Origin of the sequence: Billgrantia montanilacus, from assembly GCF_003336675.1 — a bacterium.
GTDB lineage: Bacteria > Pseudomonadota > Gammaproteobacteria > Pseudomonadales > Halomonadaceae > Halomonas > Halomonas montanilacus.
This window is the reverse complement of sequence record NZ_QPII01000011.1, coordinates 52,760-72,399: the sequence shown is the minus strand read 5'-3', so window position 1 is coordinate 72,399 and position 19,640 is coordinate 52,760. Positions and strand designations below refer to the sequence as shown.

Annotated in this window: 15 protein-coding genes; 4 read left to right on the top strand and 11 right to left on the bottom strand. The window is 63.7% G+C overall.

Translation table 11 applies throughout. The features are described 5' to 3' along the window. The first annotated feature begins 62 nt into the window (after positions 1-62). Positions 63-1,847 carry an acyl-CoA dehydrogenase gene (locus tag DU505_RS14695; protein WP_114479744.1) on the top strand — a complete coding sequence of 595 codons (1,785 nt, stop codon included), beginning with the start codon at positions 63-65 and terminating at the stop codon, positions 1,845-1,847. A gap of 136 nt (positions 1,848-1,983) precedes the next feature. On the opposite strand, the gene DU505_RS14690 is transcribed toward DU505_RS14695, so the two are convergent. The 8 genes from DU505_RS14690 to DU505_RS14655 form a co-directional block, all read right to left on the bottom strand. Continuing rightward, positions 1,984-3,051, bottom strand: a complete 1,068-nt coding sequence (locus tag DU505_RS14690; RefSeq protein ID WP_114479743.1) for a DcaP family trimeric outer membrane transporter — start codon at positions 3,049-3,051, stop codon at positions 1,984-1,986. Positions 3,052-3,184: 133 nt separating this feature from the next. Then, positions 3,185-4,375, bottom strand: a complete 1,191-nt coding sequence (locus tag DU505_RS14685) for a thiolase family protein (RefSeq protein WP_114479742.1) — start codon at positions 4,373-4,375, stop codon at positions 3,185-3,187. 17 nt (positions 4,376-4,392) lie between these two features. Continuing rightward, positions 4,393-5,952, bottom strand: a complete 1,560-nt coding sequence (locus tag DU505_RS14680) for an acyl CoA:acetate/3-ketoacid CoA transferase (protein ID WP_114479741.1) — start codon at positions 5,950-5,952, stop codon at positions 4,393-4,395. Positions 5,953-6,071: 119 nt separating this feature from the next. After that, positions 6,072-7,370 (bottom strand): TRAP transporter large permease, encoded by a 1,299-nt coding sequence (locus DU505_RS14675; protein ID WP_114479740.1) that lies wholly within the window; start codon positions 7,368-7,370, stop codon positions 6,072-6,074. Positions 7,371-7,375: 5 nt separating this feature from the next. Beyond that, positions 7,376-7,894, bottom strand: coding sequence for a TRAP transporter small permease (locus tag DU505_RS14670; RefSeq protein ID WP_114479739.1), 519 nt, complete (start codon positions 7,892-7,894; stop codon positions 7,376-7,378). A gap of 61 nt (positions 7,895-7,955) precedes the next feature. Beyond that, positions 7,956-9,089 (bottom strand): TRAP transporter substrate-binding protein DctP, encoded by a 1,134-nt coding sequence (gene dctP, locus DU505_RS14665; RefSeq protein ID WP_114479738.1) that lies wholly within the window; start codon positions 9,087-9,089, stop codon positions 7,956-7,958. Between the two features lie 447 nt (positions 9,090-9,536). Then, the gene (locus tag DU505_RS14660) at positions 9,537-9,824 is read right to left on the bottom strand and encodes a cupin domain-containing protein (RefSeq protein WP_340148278.1); all 288 of its coding nucleotides are present in this window, start codon (positions 9,822-9,824) and stop codon (positions 9,537-9,539) included. A gap of 396 nt (positions 9,825-10,220) precedes the next feature. Further along, a complete protein-coding gene (locus DU505_RS14655; protein WP_114479737.1) occupies positions 10,221-12,059 on the bottom strand; it encodes a feruloyl-CoA synthase in 1,839 nt (612 codons plus the stop codon). Between the two features lie 336 nt (positions 12,060-12,395). Between DU505_RS14655 and DU505_RS14650 the strand changes: the two genes are divergently transcribed. Then, positions 12,396-12,854 (top strand): MarR family winged helix-turn-helix transcriptional regulator, encoded by a 459-nt coding sequence (locus tag DU505_RS14650; RefSeq protein WP_114479736.1) that lies wholly within the window; start codon positions 12,396-12,398, stop codon positions 12,852-12,854. 60 nt (positions 12,855-12,914) lie between these two features. Here the strand turns inward: DU505_RS14650 and DU505_RS14645 are convergent, their stop codons facing one another. From DU505_RS14645 to mdlC, 3 genes are all read right to left on the bottom strand, one after another. Further along, positions 12,915-14,366, bottom strand: a complete 1,452-nt coding sequence (locus tag DU505_RS14645) for an aldehyde dehydrogenase (protein ID WP_114479735.1) — start codon at positions 14,364-14,366, stop codon at positions 12,915-12,917. 162 nt (positions 14,367-14,528) lie between these two features. Further along, positions 14,529-15,554, bottom strand: coding sequence for a TRAP transporter substrate-binding protein (locus DU505_RS14640; protein ID WP_114479734.1), 1,026 nt, complete (start codon positions 15,552-15,554; stop codon positions 14,529-14,531). A 43-nt stretch (positions 15,555-15,597) separates the two neighbouring features. After that, a complete protein-coding gene (mdlC, locus tag DU505_RS14635) occupies positions 15,598-17,178 on the bottom strand; it encodes a benzoylformate decarboxylase (protein ID WP_114479733.1) in 1,581 nt (526 codons plus the stop codon). 168 nt (positions 17,179-17,346) lie between these two features. On the opposite strand from mdlC, the gene DU505_RS14630 reads away from it, so the two are divergent. Together DU505_RS14630 and DU505_RS14625 are read left to right on the top strand one after the other, a co-directional pair. Further along, positions 17,347-18,270, top strand: a complete 924-nt coding sequence (locus DU505_RS14630) for a LysR family transcriptional regulator (protein ID WP_114479732.1) — start codon at positions 17,347-17,349, stop codon at positions 18,268-18,270. A gap of 282 nt (positions 18,271-18,552) precedes the next feature. Next, complete coding sequence (locus tag DU505_RS14625; protein WP_114479731.1) at positions 18,553-19,551, top strand: porin; 999 nt, start codon at positions 18,553-18,555, stop codon at positions 19,549-19,551. Positions 19,552-19,640: the final 89 nt, after the last annotated feature.

Genomic DNA, 19,640 nt, shown 5'->3' with positions numbered 1-19,640 from the left:
TCTTCGCTCGCGACATAAATCAGCGTTCCCTTTTTGACAAAGCAAGATACGGAAGCGCCGCATTGATCGACTACCAAGCGCCGCTGCGCGATATGCAGTTCATCCTCGAGGAGCTGGCCGGTCTCGAGCGGATCGGCGAGTTGCCCGGCTGCGAAGACGCCTCGCAGGATCTGGTCAGCGCCGTGCTGGAAGAAGCCGGCAAGTTCGCCGCCGGCGTGCTCGCCCCGCTCAACCCGGTCGGCGACCGCCAGGGCTGCCGCCTGGAGGGCGGGCGGGTGATCGTTCCCGACGGCTGGCAGGCGGCCTACGACCAGTTCCGCGATGCCGGCTGGATCGGCCTGTCGCTGCCCCCGGAACATGGCGGCCAGGGCCTGCCCAAGCTGGTTTCCACACCCGTGTGGGAGATGTGGTTCTCGGCCAATATGGCCTTCGCCATGCTGCCGCAGCTCAACGTGGGCCAGACCGAGGCGCTGACGATCGCCGCCAGCGAGGCGCAGAAAGCCACCTGGCTTGCAAAGATCGTCAGCGGCGAGTGGGCCGCCACCATGAACCTCACCGAGCCCCAGGCAGGCTCCGACCTGGCCGCCACCCGCATGCGCGCCGAGCCCACGGGCGACGGGGCCTACCGCCTGTTCGGCCAGAAGATCTTCATCTCCTACGGCGAGCACGAACTCACCCCCAATATCGTGCACCTGGTGCTGGCTCGGCTGCCCGACGCCCCGCCCGGGGTCAAGGGGCTGTCACTGTTCCTGGTGCCCAAGTGCCTGCTCGATGAACGGGGCGAGCCGGGGCAGCAGAACGACATCCGCTGCATCGCCATCGAGCACAAGATGGGCATCCACGGCAGCCCCACCTGCACCCTGAGCTACGGCGACGATGGCGGCGCCCTGGGCTATCGGGTCGGCGAGCCGCACACCGGCCTGGCCACCATGTTCATAATGATGAACGAGGCCCGCTTCAACGTGGGGGTACAGGGCGTGGCGCTCGGCGAGCGCGCCTACCAGGCCGCCCTCGCCTACGTCCGGGAGCGGGTTCAGGGGCGCGACATTGTCACTGGTACAAGCGGCAAAGCCATCCTCGCCCACCCCGACGTCAAGCGCATGCTGGTGTCGATGCGTTCCCGGCTGATGGCCATGCGCGGCTTGCTCTACACCGCCGCCGGCTGGTTCGATCTCGCCCGCCATCACCCCGATGCCGAGGTCGCCGACAAGTACCGCCGCTACGTCGACCTGCTAATGCCGGTGGCCAAGGGCTGGTGCACCGAGGTGGGTAACGACCTCTGCGACGAGGCCATCCAGGTGTTCGGCGGCATGGGGTTCGTCGAGGAGACAGGGGTCGCCCAGCTGTTCCGCGATGCCCGCGTCATCACCATCTACGAGGGCACCACCGGCATCCAGGCCAACGACCTGCTGGGCCGCAAGATCTTGCGCGAGGACGGCGTCACCCTGCGCGAGCTGGTCGCCGATTTCCGTGAGACCGCCTCTCAGCTCGGCAACCAGACAACGCTCGGCGACCTGGCAGAGGCGCTGCACGGACAGGCCAACCTGCTCGACGACACCATCGACTGGCTTCTCGCCCATAAGGCCGACACCGCCGAGCTCTACGCCGGTGCCGTACCTCTGTTGCACCTGCTAGGCACCGCCTGCGGCGCCTGGCAGATGGCGCGGCTGGCGCTGGCCGCCGATACCCGCATCGGGAATGGGCAAGGCGACACCGAGTATCTACGGGGGCTGGTGGAGCTTGCCCGCTTCTACATGGCCACCCAAGCCCCCCAGGCCTTCGCCCATGGCCATACTCTGCGACATGCCGGGACGGTGCTGAGCCGGTTTCCCGAGGGCGGGCTGTAAACACCCCACGATAGAAACAAGATAAAAAGCGAACTGAAAACGAAAAAAGGCGAACCATCAAAACACCTTGATGGTTCGCCTGATGTGTTACGAGCGATCGAAACAGAGGCCAAGTAATGACTTGGCCAAGCTTGTGTTAGAACTTATACATCGCCATCAACTCCACCTGCTGCCCACCCGGACGCAGCGGCATAGTCGTCGCATTGCGGTCACGCCATTCGATGCCGAAGTCCAGGTTGGGCAAGTACGTATAGATCAGATTGACGTTCATCATCGTGAGCGTGTCGTCATCGACGGTCGGCGCCACCTCATCCGCTTCCACCTGGGCGTAGCGGATATTGCCGCGGAATTGCTCATTGAAGCGGTGGCTCACGCCTGCCGTATAGCCTGTGGTACTCACCAGGTCGCCATCGGCATTGACCTCACCGCTCGCGGCCATGCTGGCAGGGTTCGTCGGGCCGTTGTATCCCCAGCCGGAGTAGACGTTGTTACCCTTGCCCGTGTAGCCGCTCAGGGCAAGCGAGGTATTGCCGAAGTTGAGCTTGGCAGCGAGGGAGAACGCAGCGCCGAATTCCGAATCGTCGATGCCGGTCTCGACCTCCCGCCCGGTAACCGCAGCATTGAAGGCGTGTCCCGACTCGGTGCGATGCGTGTAGGATGCCACCATGTCCGGGTAGTCGGCAACTTGGTAGACCGGGTCCTGCAGGCTGAAGCGGAATCCACCCGGCGTATAGTGCAGGACCACATCGGGGCGTACGACCGCGCCGCTACCGGAAACACTGCCGACCCCCGTGCCATAGAAATCGAGAATCTCGACATCGAATGGCGCGTTGGCAAAGAACTGGCCGGACCAGGTCTGACCGAGGGTAAAGTTGTCGACCTGGATGTAGGCATGGCGCAGTCGCATGGCGTAACTGGTATCCGACGTATCCGTCGCATTGTCCCAGAAGTCACCCTCTATGAAGCCCGTCACGTTATGGCCCTGAACGTCCTTATCGATCTTGAAATTGATGCGTGACTGGCGAGCGCTGGCATCGAAGTTCCTGTCACCCTCATCGGGGTCGGTAAAGATTCCCTCCGCCTTGACGTAGCCACCAATACTGAGATTCGCGCCACCGACTTCTCCCAGATCCAGGGCATAAGCCTGTGCAGTAACGGCTGAAAGGGCGACCGCCATGGCCAGTCTTTTTTTATTTAGCTTCATTGTTTATCTCCGTGTTGTTCTAGTTCGTTAACTTTCGATAACTACGCTGTGCTATCCCGTGTCCCTTGCTCTCTTGCTTACACACCCGCCCAATCCCTCGGCGGGCGCTCCCGGCTGAAATGACCGAAAGAACTCAGCCCACCTTGACGATCAGCGCCGCGGCGGAGTCGCCGGCCGCACAGCCGGTGATCAGTGCGTAGCCGCCACCCTTCAGCGCGGTTTCCTCGATGGCCTCGATCAGCAGGCGTGCCAGCGTCGGCGCCTGGGGGTGGCCGTAGACCAGCGAGGTGCCGTAGTTGTTGAAGGTGTTGGCGTCGAGCCCCAGCGCCTTGGCCAGATGCAGGTCGTTGGCGATGAACGGCGAGTGGTTCTTGATCGTCTTGATCTGGTCGAGGGTCAGGCCGGCCCGCTCAAGTGCGCGTTTTACCGACTCCGCCGGCGCCATGGGCATATGCGCCGGCTTGGTACGGGCATGGCCGTAGGCCACCACCTGAACGGACAGTTGGGGATCGGTGCTGAGCTCGACGGCACGCTCGCGGGTGGTGACGACGATGCCGGCGTTGGCGTCGGCCGGATGGGTCTGGGCACCGTAGGTATGAATGCCGTCGGGCTGCACGCTGCGCAGGCGGGCGAGGCCCTCGGCGCTGGTCGCGGTTACGCCCTCGTCGGTCTCGACGAGCTTGGTCTCCTTGCGCGAGACCGGTACTTCGACGGGAAACATGTAGCGCTTCTGGAAGGCGCGATCATTGGCCAGGGCATCGGCGTACTGCTCGTAGCGGCGCAGGGTCAGCTCGTCGGCCTGCTCGCGGGTGAAGCCATGCTCACGCGCCACGTTCTCGGCGGTGGTCAGCATGTCCTTGCCGGTGGCCGGGTCGGCGGCGATGTTGTCCATGTTCCAGTTCTCGGCGACCACCTCGCCGCCCGGCCCGTTGGGGTTGGGCCAGATGGTGTGGGGGCCGTTGGAGGGCCGGTCGGCGAGCAGGCAGTAGGTGGTGTCGAAGCTGCCGGAGTCCACCGCCAGGGCGGCATTGAATACCGCCGTGGTGGCGGTGGCGCAGGCCTGGGTGATGTTCTGGCCAGGGGCCTGAGGGGCGCCCATCATGGCCGCGGCCCAGGGCGCCCCGTAGAAGATCGATTTCTGCCCCACCGACACCCCCAGGTAGAGGTAGTCGATGAGCGTGGGGTCGATGTCGCGGCTGGCGAACCAGCGCTTGCTGGTGGCCGCACCCAGTTCGATGGAGTTGACGTTGGCCAGGCTGCCCATCCACTTGCAGAAGGGGCTGGAGTAGTAACCGCCGTAGGGGATGTAGGCGTTCTTGAACATGTCTGATCTCCTGATGTTCAGTCGCGTGCCAGGTGCTCGCGCAGGCCGCCCCAGCGGGGCTGGAAGAGCACCGCCGGCATCTCGCGCAGTTCACTGGCGATGCGCGGCACGAAGTCCATGGCCGCCAGGATGTCGCGCTCGATATCGATGCCCGGGGCGATGTCGGTGAGGGTGATTTCGCCGTCGATCAGCTCGAAGACACAGCGCTCGGTGACGAACAGCACCGGCTTGCCGGTCTCCTGGGCATAGCGGCCGCTGAAGGTGATCTGGTCGACGCGCTGGACGAACTTGCGGCGCTGTCCCTCCTGGCGAATGGCGAGACGGCCGTCCTCGATCGCCAGCTCGCCGCCGTTGGTGAAGGTGCCGCAGAACACCACCTTGCGAGCGTTCTGGCTGATGTTGATGAAGCCGCCCGGTCCCACCACCTTGTCGCCGAACTTGCTGACGTTGAGGTTGCCTTCGTGATCGGTCTGGGCCAGGCCGAGGAAGCAGACGTCTAGGCCGCCGCCGTCGTAGAAGTCGAACTGATAGCCGTGGTCGATGATCGCTTCGGCGTTGTAGGAGGTGGCGAAGTCGCCGCCGCTGGCGGGCACGCCGCCGTAGGTGCCGAGCTCGGTGGTCAGGGTCATCAGGTCGCTGACGCCCTCTTCGGCGGCCACGCTGGAAACCCCTTCGGGCATGCCGATGCCGAGGTTGACGATACCCCCCGGCACCAGCTCCATGGCGGCACGCCGGGCGATCACCTTGCGCGGATCGAGCGGCAGCGGCTTGATGCCGCCCAGCGGCATCCTGAGGTCGCCGGACAGCGCCGGGTTGTAGGTGGTGGTAATGGTCTGCATATGATGCTCGGGCTCGGCCACCACCACGTAGTCAACCAGGTCGCCCGGCACCTTGACCTGCTTGGGGTGCAGGCTGCCCTGGGTGGCCAGGTACTCCACCTGGGCGATGACGATACCGCCGCTGTTCTTTGCCGCCTGAGCCATGGAGAGCTGCTCGAGGAGCAGCGCCTCGCGCTCCATGCTCAGGTTGCCGCGCTCGTCGGCGGTGGTAGCACGAATCACCGCCACATCCACCGGGAAGATGCGATAGAGCAGCCACTCCTCGCCTTCGAGCTCGACCAGCTTGACCAGGTCCTCCTCGGCGGCGGCGTTGGCCTTGCCGCCTTCGAGGCGTGGGTCGACGAAGGTGCCCAGCCCTACCTTGCTGAGCACACCGGGCTTCTTGCCGGCGATGTGGCGCCATAAATGCGCCAGCACGCCCTGGGGCAGCAGGTAACCCTCGACGCGGTTCTCGCGAATCAGCTCGCCCATGCGCGGCGCCTGGCCGGTGTGGCCGCTGATCAGCCGCTTGACCAGGCCGGCATGGCCCAGGTGGTTCATGCCGCGGCTCTTGCCGTCGCCGCAGCCACAGCTGTGCGCCACGGTGAGATTGCGGGGGGTACCGCTCTCCAGGAAGCGCGCCTCCAATGCGGTGGCCACGGCTTCGGCGAACCCGCTCAGGCCGGCGGTGGTCCAGATGACGGTGTCGTCATCCCGAATCAGGCCCGCCGCGGTGCTGCTGTCGATGATCTTGTTCACTCTCTCGGCCCTCCTTGGGGAGGCATTTACATTGAAGTATCAATATATTGTTGATTAAACAAACTAATTAGCTCGGACTTGAGCCGCCAATGGCGAGCATCAGCACGCCCTCTTTCGTATCAGCCGCCGGTCAGCACCAGCACGATCTGGGGGAAGAAGATCACCAGCGCGACGACCACGATGTCGGCCACCAGGAAGGTCGTCACGCCACGGAAGATGTCCATCAAGGAGGCGTACTGACCCGCCACGCCCTTGATCACGAAGATGTTCATGCCCACGGGCGGGGTGATCATGCCGATTTCGAGCAGCTTCACCAGCAGCACGCCGAACCAGATCAGGCTCACGTCGTAGAGTTCGAATACCGGCAGCAGCACAGGCAAGGTCACCAACATGGCGCCGAAGGGCTCCATGAACAGCCCGAGGAAGAGGTAGATCAGCACCACCACCAGCATCAGCTCGAGATAGGAGAGCTCCCAGCCGGTCACCGCGCCGGTGACGAAGCCGGCCAGACCGCTCAGACTCAGGAAGAGAGTGAACATGCTGGCCCCGACGCCGATGATCAACAGCGCCGAGGTAGTGGAAAGGGTCTCGAGCAGCGCGGCCTTCATGGCCTGGCCATTCAGGCGCCCCAGCACCAGGCCGATGAGGATCGCCCCGGCGGCCCCCACGGCACCGGCCTCGGTGGCGGTAAAGAAGCCGGAGAACAGGCCGCCGAACACCAGTACACCCAGCACCAGCACCGGCCAGATCTCAAGCAACGCCTGGCGGGCGCTGATATCACGCGCATCAACCGCTCGACGCGGTACGATGTCCGGCCGCAGCCAGCTGACCATCAGTATCACGATGCTGTAGCTGACCGCCGTCAGCAGCCCGATGGTGATCCCCCCCAGGAACACCTGGGTGATCGACACCTGGGCGAAGACGCCATACACGATCATCAGGATGCTGGGCGGAATCAGCGCGCCGATGGTGCCGCCGGCCGCGATGGTGCCGCAGGCGAAACTCGGCTTGTAGCCGCCGCGCACCATCTCGGGAATGGCGATGCGCCCCATGGCCGCCGAACAGGCCACGCTGGAGCCACTCACCGCGGCGAAGCCGGAGCTGGCTACGATGCTCGATATCGCCACCCCGCCGGGCAGCCAGCGAAACACCACCTTGGCGGCGCTGAAGAGCCCGTTGGTGAGGCCGGTGTGATAGCAGACGAAGCCCATCAGCAGGAACATCGGCACCGCGCTGAGCGTCCACTTGGCGATGAATTCATAAGGCGTAGAGGAGAGCATGCCGATGGCCGTGTTCCAGCCGAACATCATCGTCATGCCGCCCAGTGCAACCACGATCAGCGAGAGCGCCACCGGCACCCGCAGCGCCAGCAGCAGCATCAGGATGGCGAGGCCATAGAAGCCAACGTCAACGGACATGGAGATCACCTTTCATCTGGCGTGCCGGAAGGAGGGGCCGTATCTCTGAGCAGGAACGGCAGCCGCACCACACAGACCACCGCCGCCAGGGCGAAGGCAGCGGGCAAGGCGAAGTAGGTCGGCCAGACCGGCATGGGGAAGTTCAGCGACATGACGTAGGCGCCGATGTCGTACTGCTCCATCGCCTTGCCCCAGGTGGCCACGGCCAGGACGGCATAGACCGCAGCCGAGAGTAGCGACACCAGCACGTCGGAAAGGCGCACCAGCCAGGGCTTCATCAGCCCCTCCAGGGCCTCTACGGCAATCATCTCCCGGCGCCACTCCACCCAGCCCAACGGCAGCAGCGCCAGGGTGATCAGGTAGTAGCGGGTCACCAGTTCCACCGTGGCGGGGATCGACACGGACAGCGTGGCGCGCAGCACCACATCCAGGGTGATGTGTATCACCATCAGCAGGATGCCGAGCGTACCCAGCAGCGCTAGGCCGACGGCGGCCCGATTGGTGAGGCGATAGAGAGCGTCCATGACGAATCTCCGAGAGGCGGCGATAACGAAGGCCGGCGTGCCGGCCTTCAGCTGCGTGATATCAGGTTCCGTAAGTGGAGAAATCCACTTCGTCCCAGATCTCGCGATTCATGGCCTCGGCAACCGCCTCGGGATCCGCGCCGACCTCCTCGACGATGGCGGTCCACTTCTCCACCAGCGACTGGAAACGCTCGATCTTGGCCGCCGCATCTTCCACACCGTGGCGGCTCTCCGCCTGCTCCGCGGCATAGACCAGGTCTTCCTCGAGGAAAGCCTCGACGGCTTCCAACAGCTCGGGCTCGGGTTCCAGAATCTCGATACCGTTTTCGAGTGCGACCTCGCGGGCCTCGTCGGCCATCTCGTAGCCCCAGCGCTGGGTAATGGCGGCGGATGCCTCGACGGAGGCATGCACGAGTGCCTCACGCTGCTCGGCAGAAAGCGAGCTCCACGCTTGCTGGCCGACCGCATGGGAAATGGTGCTATGGAATGTGCCCAGCTCGACATCGGTGACATAGTTCAGCACGTCATCCAGCCGGAAGGAGATGATGTCGGCAATGGAAGCGATGGTGCCCTCGATCACCCCCTGGGAGAGCGATTCGTAAGTCTCCCCTACCGGGATGGAGGCCGGCGATACCCCCACCGATTCGGCCCAGCGGGAATACTGGGGACCACCCACGCGCATGCGCAGCCCCTGGAGGTCGTCGAGCGACCGTACCGGCTCGGTACTCAGTATCCGATAGAGATCCGAAGCATGAGAGCTGGTATAGACGATGCCCAGTTGCTTGAGCTCCTGCTGACATTCGTCACAAGTGACGATGTACTCGGTCACCGCCGCTCCCATGGCGTGGGGATTGGTGCCCAGGAAAGCCAGGTCGCCGACCAGGTTGATCTCGGGCAGGTCGGCCGGGAAATAGGCCGGCAGGAAGAGACCGACTTCGACTAGGCCGCTGCGGATGGCGTTACGCATGTTGCCGATGTTGGCCACCTCGGTCCCAAGCAGGTTGCCCGTCAGGTCGCCGTCGGTCTTCTCGGCCAGACGCTCGGCGAACTCGGTGAACATCGGATCATAGGCGGGATGCGCCGGCGGCACCCCGGGCGCCATGCGCAGATCGCGGGCCTGGGCTTGGCCGGCGAGCGCCAGGCTCCCGACGGTGGCGGCGACGGCAAGGGTCTTGAACAGCGTGCGACGTGTCATGGGTTACCTCGGCGGTTTATATTTGTTTGTGTATAAAACAATGGTCATCACCATCTATTTGAAAGCCGATTATAGTCCAGACAGCAACCCCTCTCGATACCCGACTTTGGTATAGGCCTAGCCACTTGCTTGTCTGCGCGTTTTTTCAGGCACAGGAGTGCCGCCCCGGTATGGGGTAGGAGAAGCATTTCGGATAGAAGATTGAGGAGCGGACGAGCTGCGGGGCGAAGCGTGAGAGTGGTTAGACCACCAAACGAGAGATCATGTCGCTTTTGCCATCTTCAGCGATGACGTGAACTGAAGACGAAGCGGCCTTGGTTAGCAGCTCTTCCAGCGAGACCCTAGCGGAAGAAAGATCGATCGTCTGCTGCGCAAGATCGCTCGTGTCGATGGGTTGGCGCTTTGGGGCTCGGATGCGATTCGTCTAACTGCCAGCATTGGACCAGCTCAGATCCAGACCTCGTTCTCGGCGGTCCGCTCGCCCCCGGCCTGACCCGTATTCAGGACCCCGCGCGGCTCGATCAGCATCACTTCCGCCTCCTGCTCGGCGAAAGGCTTGTGCTCGACGCCCTTCGGGACCACAAACATCTCACCGGCGGCCAGATTGACCGCGCCATCACGGAAGTCGATGCGCAGGTTGCCCTTGATCACCAGGAACACCTCATCCGTCTCGGGATGATCGTGCCAGACGAAATCTCCCTCGAGCTTGACCACCTTGAGCTGGTAGTCGTTCATCTCGGCGATCACCCCGGGGTGACCACTGCTCGTTGAGCAGGCCAAGCTTCTGTTGGATATCGATTGCCTTGTAGTCCATCTTCCCCTCCCCTCGTCGGATACCGTTCGAGTCGCCGAATCGCCATGGCGCCGCTGCTGTCGAGCTGCGATATAGCAACGTTAGGCTTCGTCTGAAAAATCGGCGAGCAAAGGCCAGACAAGGCAAAAACCAGCGAAAAGACGGAGTTTACGTGGTGGAAATGAGTACTTTGAGCTGGTTTTTAACGCAGTATGGGCAAGCGTAGCCAGTTTTCAGATAAAGCCTAGCATCAACGAGGCGAGACAAAACAGAGACAGTTATGCGCCATTCCGCGCATGACAGTTCCACCGAGTCACAGCCTCCAGTTCAAAGGGTATTCAATCGAGCCGCAACACACTCGGCGGCGGCGAATCGCGATAAAGCTCGTCGATGATGTCGGCCCGGTTCTCGAGCACGGCGCGTTGGTTGATCGAGCCCTTGTCGGTGATCTCGTGAGCATCCAGTCGCGGCGGTTCACTGAGCAGCACCGCCCGACGCACCCGGGTGGAGCTGCCGGTGCTGTGGGCGTCCAGATCGCGCAGCATCTGCAGGAATCGCACGCGTACCGGTTCGCTGGCCAGCACCGTGGCGGCATCGGCCGCGCCGCCCAGCCCCGCCAGTTCACGGCACTTCTCAAGGTCCGGGAACACCATGACCGAGACATAGGGCTTGTCGAGCCCGGCGATCACCACGTCCTTCACATGGGGGGCGCCGGCTTCGATGATACGCGCCCGCAGCGGCCCGACACTGACCCAGGTGCCGGTATCCAGCTTGAAGTCCTCGGAGATGCGTCCGTCGAAGCGCATGCCGCGCTGGGGGTCGTCCGGGTCGATGAACTTGACCGCATCGCCCAGGCAGTAAAAGCCTTCCTCGTCGAAGCTCTTCGCGGTGACCTCGGGCTGGCGCCAGTAGCCCGGCATCACGTTGGGCCCCTTCACCCGACACTCGAGCTTGCCGCCGTTGGGCACCAGCTTGATCGTCACCCCGCAGGCGGGCAGGCCCACCACGCCGGACCTGGACTCCTCCAGCGAGGCGAACATCGCCGAGGGAGCGGTCTCGGTGGCCCCCAGGCCGGTCAGCATGCCCACCTTGCAGCCCAGGGTCTGGATGGCCAGGCGGTCGAGTTCGTCCCAGATGTGCTGGGAGAGCCCCGCCGCGGCGAAGAACATCAGGTTGAGGCGGGAGAAGAAGGTCTCGCGCAAGCTATCCTCGCGCTTCAGGTAATCCACCAGGATCTCGAAGCCCTTGGGCACGTTGAAGTAGACCGTCGGGGCGATCTCGCGCAGGTTGGCGATGGTGGTCTCGAACTCGCCCGGCACCGGGCGGCCGTCGTCGATATAGAGGCTGCCACCGTTGTAGAGCACGATGCCGATGTTGTGGTTGCCGCCGAAGGTGTGATTCCACGGCAGCCAGTCCACCAGCACCGGGGGCTCGTCGCGCATGAAAGGCATCAGGGAGGCCAACATCTCCTGATTGGCGCAGAGCATGCGGTGGGTATTGATGACCCCCTTGGGCATGCCGGTGGAGCCGGAGGTGAACAGGAACTTGACGATGGTGTCGGGGGTGACGGTCCCGCGGGCTTCATCCACCGCCGCGGTCACGGGCGTATCCAGTAGCTCATCAAAGACGGACACACCGGTATAGCCTGCCGGGTCGATGGCGAGACACTCACAGTCGGCCGGCTGCACCGCCGCCAGGGCCGGGGCAAAATCCTTGGCCCTGTCGACCATCAGCAGGCCCGGCGTGAGCAGCTCGACGATATGGCGCAGCTTGCCGAAGTCGCGGCTGACCAGCGAATAGGCCGGCGATACGGGGGCAAAAGGAACACCAACGTACATCGCCGCCAGCGCCAGCAGCAGGTGCTCGATGGAGTTGCCGCTGAGGATGGCCAGGGGCCGCTCGGCACTCAGCTCCCGGTTCAGCAGCCCCTGCGCCAGGCTACGTACTCGCGTCAGGGTCTCGGCATAGCTCAGGCGCTGCCATTCACCCTTGGCATCGCGCCGCGCCACGAAGGTACGGTCCGGCGCCTCGTGAGCCCAGCGCTCCAGGCAATCGAGCAGGGTGTCAGGATAAGCGCCGAGGGGTTCCTCGACGCTGAGAAGTCGGGTTCCGTCATCGCGCAGAGTCAGCTTGGCAGTGGCGGTGCCCAGGTGGACATCGCGAAAGGAGTGAGACATGGGCGCTCCGGCTGTTTGTGTTCGTTATCAGCATCGAAAGGGGCATCTCGCTACCCTCGGCATGGGAGCCTTGGTAACATGGAGTCCAGTATTTTTTTAAATTGTTGGTGTGTCAAACATTTCGCCAGCATAACATTATTGTTTGATGAGCCGAAGGCAGACAACGAAAGATTTTCAATCAAGGGGATAGGCGAGAAAAGGCGTATATCGGCGACGGTTGTCCTGGCTGAGCTGCGACTAAAGTTGATGCCCTAGCGGGCCTCACCGACCGGTATCCGATAGGCTATTCGCTGCTTGCCGCCTCATGGCTCACCCAACGTCAGGGCCGACCAACCTATGAGCAACGACGACCAGAACGGTATCGACTACTCCATGCTGCAATCGCGTCTCGGCTACAAGCTACGCCGAGCGCAGCTCGTCTACTTCGACGTGTTCTTCGAGGCCTGTGCCCAGGAAGGCATCACCCCGGGGCTGTTCAGCATCCTCGCCATCATCTATCACAACCCGGGGCTTACCCAGTCGGCGGTTTCCACGGCCCTGGACGTGGACCGCTCGGCCATGGTCGCAGCCATCGACAAGCTGGAGAGCATGGAGGTTGTGGAACGGCGCAAGTCGAAGAACGATCGTCGCTCCTATGCCCTCTACCTGACCGACAAGGGCAAGACCTTCACCGAGCGGCTCAACCGCAAGGTCGCCGCGGGTGAAGACAACTTCGACAGCTTCATGAAAGAGGGTGAGCGCGAGTGGCTGCTCGATATTCTCGACCGCATCATCGAGGCCAGGAAGGGAGGCTGATTTCAGCCCCCCTTCACCGCCTATCTGCATGAGCTAGAACGAATACAGCCGGATCATCGTCTAGATGGGATAGTGCCGCGGCCCCAACTGAACCGTGATCCAGCGCAGCTCGGTGAATGACTCGATGCCCGCCTTGCCGCCGAAGCGACCGTAGCCGCTCGACTTAGTGCCACCGAAGGGCATCTGCGGCTCGTCGTGCACCGTCGGCGCATTGATATGGCAAATGCCCGAGCGGATCTTCCCGGCCACCTTGATTCCGCGAGCCGTATCGCGACTGAACACCGCCGCCGAGAGGCCGTATTCGCTGTCGTTGGCGATACGGATGGCCTCCTCCTCGCCTTCCACCCGAATCACTGCCACCACCGGCCCGAAGGACTCCTCGCTGTAGAGCCGCATTGATGGCGTCACGCCATCCACCACCGTGGCCGGCATGACCACGCCTTCGGCCTTGCCGCCGCTGGCCAGCCGCGCCCCGTGGCTCACGGCATCGTCGAGCAGGCCGTTGAGCTTCTCGCCCGACTCGGCGTTGATCAGCGTGCCCAGCGCGTTGCCCTCCCCGCGCGGATCGCCGGCCTTCAGCCCCGCGGCCCGCGTGGCCAGCTTGTCGACGAAGGCATCGGCTACCGAGGCATCGACGATCAGCCGCTCGGTGGACATGCAGATCTGCCCCTGGTTGAAGAAGGCGCCGAAGATCGCCGCGTCCACGGCGGCGTCCAGATCGGCGTCGTCCAGCACCAGGAACGGCGCCTTGCCGCCCAGCTCCAGCAGTACCGGTTTGAGGTGGCGGGCCGCCTTCTCGGCAATGATCCGCCCCACCCCGGTGGAACCGGTGAAATTGATACGCGCCACCTCGGGATGAGCGATCAACGCCTCCACCACCTCGGCAGCCTCGGCCGGCGCGTTGCTGATCACATTGACCACCCCCTCGCCGAGCCCCGCCTCCATCAGCACCTCACCGATCAGATGGTGGGTCGCCGGGCACTGCTCCGAGGCCTTGAGGATCACCGTGTTACCGCACGCCAGCGGCGTGGCCACGGCCCGGGTGCCGAGGATGATCGGCGCGTTCCACGGCGCGATGCCGACCACCACGCCGCAAGGCACCCGTACGCCCATGGCCAGGTTGTCGGGCACGTTGGAGGGAATCACGTCGCCCTGGATCTGGGTGGTCAGCGACGCCGCCTCGCGCAGCATGCCAGCGGCCACCATCACGTTGAAGCCGGCCCAGGCCGGCGTGGCGCCGGTCTCGTCCACCATGCGTTCGATGAACTCGGCCTGGCGGGCCTCCATCAGCTCTGCCGCCTTGAGCAGCTTGCCCCGGCGTTCGCCGGGGCCGGTTTGCGACCAGGTGGCAAATGCTCGCCCCGCGGCATCCGCCGCCGCCTTGGCATCCTCCACCGAGGCGGCCGCCGCCGTGGTCGCCACCTGCCCAGTGAAGGGGTTATGGCGCTCGAAAGTTCCTTTCCTGGAGGCGGCCTTGGCCTGGCCGCCGATCAGCAATCCGAGGGTCGTCATGGGTCTCTCCTTGGCGTTATTTTTGGCATCAGCTGTTCTCATTTTCCCCTAAGGAAGCCGCCGCATAAGGCAAAATCAGCGGGAATGCTTGGACTTTTCCCGTATCGGGGCCTGGACTTTAGTCGTACCCCCGCCGACGTGGCTAGCGATCTCCACCGCCTTTCAGCTGGGATCCACGGGGCACTCGTCCCGCAGCTCCAGCGCCCGCTCGTAGACCGCACGCGCGTTGTCGATGCCGCGCTCTTCCAGGCGAACCAGATAGGCCTCGGTGCCCTCGCTGAGCGGACCCGACCAGTCCGGATCATTCAGCGGGTCTTCCACCGTGTTGATGGTGCCGCCCTGGGCCTGGGCCTCCTCGCGCCCTTCGCCATCCAGCCGCGCATATACCTCACCGGCCCGTTGAGTCCAGGCCATACCGCTGACCTCGTCGATGGCGGCCTGCTGCTCCGGCGAAAGGCGCTCGTAGCTAGCATGATTCATGACCGCCACCGCCACCCCGGTGTAATACGGCACCTCGAGGTGATGATCGGCCAGCTCGTTGATGCCGAACGTCTTCATCGCCTGCCAAGGGAAGCTCAGGCCATCCATCACGCCTCGCTGCAGCGAGGTGTAGATGTCCGGCGCCGGCATGCCCACGGGGTTGGCCCCCAGGCGCTCGAGGATCTCGCCGGCCACGTCGCTGGGGCGGCGGATACGCAGGCCGCGCAGGTCGTCAGGGGTTTCGATCGCATGGCCCCGGGTGTGCAGATAGGCGGGCCCGGTGGTGAACAGGTAGAGCACCTTCACATCGTCGTACTCGTCGGCGATGTGGCCCTCGTCGTACAGCGTCTGCAGGATGCAACCACCCTGGGGAGCGCTGCCGGAAACGCCCGGCAGCTGGACGATCTCCGACAGCGGAAAGCGGCCGGCGGTGTAACCCTGCATGGTGATGGCGATGTCGGAGATGCCGTTCACCGTGCCCTGGTAGGCCTGCTCGGAGCGGCTCAGGGTCTGGGAGGGGTAGTTCTCGACGGTCAGCTCGCCGCCGGTGGCTTCCTCGATATGCTTGGCCCAGGCCTCGAAGATCTCCTTGTTGACGTCGGAATTGGCCGGCCAGAAGTGCGACATGCGCAGGGTATCGGCGTGGGCGCTGAAGACGAACCCCGCCGCGCAGGCGGCGAGCAGGCTCCGGGAGATGGCGTGTTTCATGGCGTGTCCTCTCTTATCGTTGTAGTGGTGTAGTCATGCGGGCTCAGGTGGGCAGGGTCGGCACCTCGATCAGTAGCGGCCGGTCCATCGCGAACCCCTCCTGCAAGGCAGCCTCCAAGGCCTCGCCGGAATTGGCCAGGCGCGCCTCGACCCCGTAGCCGCGGGCCAGCGCGCAGAAGTCGATGCCCGGCACATCGAGCCCGGGGGCGTCGTCGACTTTCATGTGCCGAGCGAAGCCGCGCAGGGCGCCGTAGGTATCGTTCCTGAGGATGATCAGCACCGCCGGAATGCGGTACTGGGCGGCGCTCCACAGCGCGGTAATGGCGTAGCTGGCCGAACCGTCGCCGATCACGCCGATCACCTGGCGATGCGGCTGGGCGAGCTGCACGCCGAGCGCCGCCGGCAGGCCGAAACCGAGCCCGCCCGCGGCGGGAAAGAAGTAGCTGCCGGGCTCACGCATCTCGACGCGCTCCCAGAAGATCTCCACCGTCGAGGTCGACTCCTTGACGTAGATGGCATCCTCCGGCGCCAGCGCATCGAGGGTATCGAACACGTTGGCCGGGGCCAGGCGCCCTTCGCCATCCTCTACCACTGCCGGCTTGGGCAGCGGCTCGGGCATGGCCCGCTCGCTCTGGGCGATGTGCGGCAACAGCGCCTCGAGGCTGGCGTAAACGTCGCCCACCAGGGCATCGCCCATGGGCGCTCGGGCCGCCTCGTTGGCGTCGCCGGTGACATGCACCAGCTGCGCCCCTTCGGGCAGATAACGCCCCGGTGCGTACTTGTGATAACGAAAAACCGGAGCGCCCACGACCACGATCAGGTCGTGCCCTTCAAGGTAAGCGCTAATGCCGGCAATGGCCGCCGGCAGCACGCCGCGAAAACAGGGATGGCGATTGGGGAACGGACAGCGCGACGCGGAAGGCGCCACCCACACCGGCAGGCGCAGGCGTTCGGCCAGCTCCACGGCCAGCCCGTTGGCCTGGCGGGCGTCGACCTCGGGCCCCAGCACCAGCACCGGGTTCTCGGCGGCATTGAGCCGCTGTGCCAGGCGCTCGAGCTGCGTGGGCGACGGTACGCCGGCATGCTCTATCTCGCGCTCCACCACCAGCGCGGCATCGTCGCCGGCTTCCCGATCCCAGTCGTCGTGGGGAATCGAGACATACACCGGACCCCGCGGCGGCAGCGAGGCGCTGTGAATCGCCTGGCTCAGCGCCCGGGGCACGTCCTCCGGGCAGGCCGGTTCGTAGCTCCACTTCACCAGCGGCTTGGGCAGCTGTGGGGCATCCACATTGGCCAGCATCGACTCCACGCCGATCATCGAGCGCGCCTGCTGCCCGGCGGTGATCACCAGCGGCGAGTGGGAGTACCAGGCGTTGGTCAGCGCGCCCATGGCGTTGCCGGTACCCGCGGCCGCGTGCAGGTTGATGAACGCCGGCCGCCCGCTGGCCAGCGCATAGCCGTCGGCCATCCCCGCCACCACGCCTTCATGCAGCCCCAGCACGTAGCGAAAATCCTCGGGAAATCCCTTGAGAAATGGCAGTTCGTTGGAACCGGGGTTGCCGAAAACGGTGGTGATGCCCTGACGACGCAGGAGCGAATAGGTGACGGCGTGAACGCTCGGCATGCTTGATTCCTTATCCTTGTGCGGTGCGTTCTTACACGCTAGAGACTGCAACCAACATCAAGCAAATCGATACTTTTTCTACGATAAATAGATATTCTCTATTTGGCTGGAGCGGGTTATGGTGGCCGATAATCCTCGATGACAAAACGCCAACAAACGAGAGCGCTCATGTCGTTACCAGACCTGAACCTGATCCGGGTATTCGTCATCCTTTACGAGGCGGGTAGCGTCACCCACACGGCGGAGCGGCTGCACGTCACGCAGCCTTCCGTGAGCTATGCACTGTCGCGCCTGCGCGAACTCTTCGATGACCGTCTGTTCATTCGCACGCATCAGGCCATGGAACCGACCATGACGGCCCGGCAGCTCTATCCCACTCTCAAGGAGTCGCTGCAGCAGCTGGAAAATACCATCGAGAGCCGTCAGCATTTCACGCCCGAGCAGTGTCGCCTAAGATTCCGGCTGGCGTTGACCGACCTGGGCGAGGCCTCCTTCCTGCCCATCATCCTGCAGCATCTGCACGCCCAGGCCCCGGAGGTGGAGCTTGAAGTGATCCCCTTGCGGATCGACCGCGCCGACGAATGGCTCATCAATGGCAAGGTCAATGCCGTGATCTGCAGCCGGCCGATCAAGTCGTCGAGTATCGAGCGCCATGTCATCGCTCAGGATCGCTACGTCTGCCTGGGGCGGCCTTCCGCCTTCCATGCCGGGCCACTCGACCTGGAAACCTTCACTTCGTCTCGCCATGTGGTGGTGGCCAGCACCTCGGGGCACAGCCTGGCGGAAGAGAAGATGCAGGAGCTGGGCATCGAAAGAAAGGTCAGCCTGGAAGTTCCTCACTTCCTCATACTGCCCAAGATACTTCGTCAGAGCGATTTGCTCGGCATCGTTCCGGTCCATATCGCCCGGCAGTTCGCCGCCGATGGGGAGCTATGCATTCATCCATTGCCGTTCCACGTGCCCGATTTCGACATATCCCTTTATTGGCGGTCTCAAGCATTCCATTCGCCGGCGCAGCGCTGGTTCTGCAATACGATTGCGCAAGCCATCGCATCTCTCGATCTCACCCTCACCGAAGAAACCGGGCCATGATAAGCCGGAAAAACCGGCAATCAGCATCCCGATAAAAGTGGCTTATATGCTCTATATGAACTTTCGATATAGGGCGATTCTTCGGATTAACCTCTTTTAACAGAAGCGTTTTTTTCGCGACCTCCTCGCTGTTATTCCCACGTTACAACTTTGGCATGGTTGCCTGTCGTCTCTGCTGTCCACTAGCGTGAATTTCGTAATGCGCATTTATGTTCGTATTGCGAACGACGAGTGCCTCACACGCCCGTACAACAACGACTCGCACACCAGTGGGAACACACAATGACAATGCTCAAACGACTGACCCTCACACCTCTCGCTTTCGCCCTGGCCGCTGCCGTTTCCGCCCAGACCCTGGCCGAATCGCGACATAACGGCCCCACCTTTTCCGGCAACGTGACCGGCGGCGTGCTCGACGTCCGCGACCGGGATCTCGATCTATGGACCTTCAAGGCCGAGGCCGGCCTGGGAGGCGTCTACACCGTTAACGACGGATTGCGTATCCGCTACGACCTGGTGGCCGATTTCGCCAATGCCATCAATTCCGTGGACGAGCAGACCTGGACGCCCGGCGCCCATCGCCAGGACGACGGCGAGATCTATCTGCGCACCGCCCGCGTCCTGCTGATGACCGATTACGGTACGTTCGGCCTGCAGCCCCGAGTACCTTCCGGTTTCTGGGGGCAGATTTATCGCAACGTCGATGTCTTCGAGTACAACCGCTTCCATGGCCAGACCGGCCAGAACGCCATCTTCGGCCAGGCCGAGCAGGCCAGCGACGTGCTCTCCTACGGCACGCCCCGGTTCGGCGGCTTCCAGTTCATCGGTGCCGTACTGACCACCAACGCCCAGAACGACCAGGATTTCGATGTGGTGACGGGGCGCCTGGTCTACGATCAGGGGCCGCTGAACTTCGGGCTTGGCCATACCCAGGTACGCCGCCCGGGCATCGATAACCTGCACCGCACCTCCTTCGGCTTCGGCTACGACTTCGGCATGGTGCAGCTGGGTGGGGTCTACGAGCACAACGACGATCGCGAGGACAGCAGCGGCGCCGCCGATTTCGACGCCTGGGGCGTTAACGTCTCGGCCAATCTCAGCGACGCCTGGTCGGTCTCCATCGGCTACGCCGAGAACGACAGGAACCTCGATCTCGACAACGACGTCCTGGTCGGCATCGTTCGTCACCACTTCAACCAGGACGTCTACGCCTTCCTCGAAGCGGGCCGCTACGACAACACCGACAACAACGTGGCGGCGGGCATCAGCGTCAGTTTCTGAGGTAACGCGTTCTGTGTCCGACTAGCTTGCTTTCGGCCCGGTGGGTGGCAGTCCCACCGGGCCTTTTTTCATGCGTTAGCCGAGCGTGA

Bases quoted from the DNA above. Each gene is read 5' to 3' on its own strand.
- DU505_RS14690 (WP_114479743.1), bottom strand. From the start codon at position 3,051: ATGAAGCTAAATAAAAAAAGACTGGCCATGGCGGTCGCCCTTTCAGCC.
- DU505_RS14685 (WP_114479742.1), bottom strand. From the start codon at position 4,375: ATGTTCAAGAACGCCTACATCCCCTACGGCGGTTACTACTCCAGCCCC.
- DU505_RS14675 (WP_114479740.1), bottom strand. From the start codon at position 7,370: ATGTCCGTTGACGTTGGCTTCTATGGCCTCGCCATCCTGATGCTGCTG.
- DU505_RS14670 (WP_114479739.1), bottom strand. From the start codon at position 7,894: ATGGACGCTCTCTATCGCCTCACCAATCGGGCCGCCGTCGGCCTAGCG.
- dctP (WP_114479738.1), bottom strand. From the start codon at position 9,089: ATGACACGTCGCACGCTGTTCAAGACCCTTGCCGTCGCCGCCACCGTC.
- DU505_RS14660 (WP_340148278.1), bottom strand. From the start codon at position 9,824: ATGAACGACTACCAGCTCAAGGTGGTCAAGCTCGAGGGAGATTTCGTC.
- DU505_RS14655 (WP_114479737.1), bottom strand. From the start codon at position 12,059: ATGTCTCACTCCTTTCGCGATGTCCACCTGGGCACCGCCACTGCCAAG.
- DU505_RS14650 (WP_114479736.1), top strand. From the start codon at position 12,396: ATGAGCAACGACGACCAGAACGGTATCGACTACTCCATGCTGCAATCG.
- DU505_RS14645 (WP_114479735.1), bottom strand. From the start codon at position 14,366: ATGACGACCCTCGGATTGCTGATCGGCGGCCAGGCCAAGGCCGCCTCC.
- DU505_RS14640 (WP_114479734.1), bottom strand. From the start codon at position 15,554: ATGAAACACGCCATCTCCCGGAGCCTGCTCGCCGCCTGCGCGGCGGGG.
- mdlC (WP_114479733.1), bottom strand. From the start codon at position 17,178: ATGCCGAGCGTTCACGCCGTCACCTATTCGCTCCTGCGTCGTCAGGGC.
- DU505_RS14630 (WP_114479732.1), top strand. From the start codon at position 17,347: ATGTCGTTACCAGACCTGAACCTGATCCGGGTATTCGTCATCCTTTAC.
- DU505_RS14625 (WP_114479731.1), top strand. From the start codon at position 18,553: ATGACAATGCTCAAACGACTGACCCTCACACCTCTCGCTTTCGCCCTG.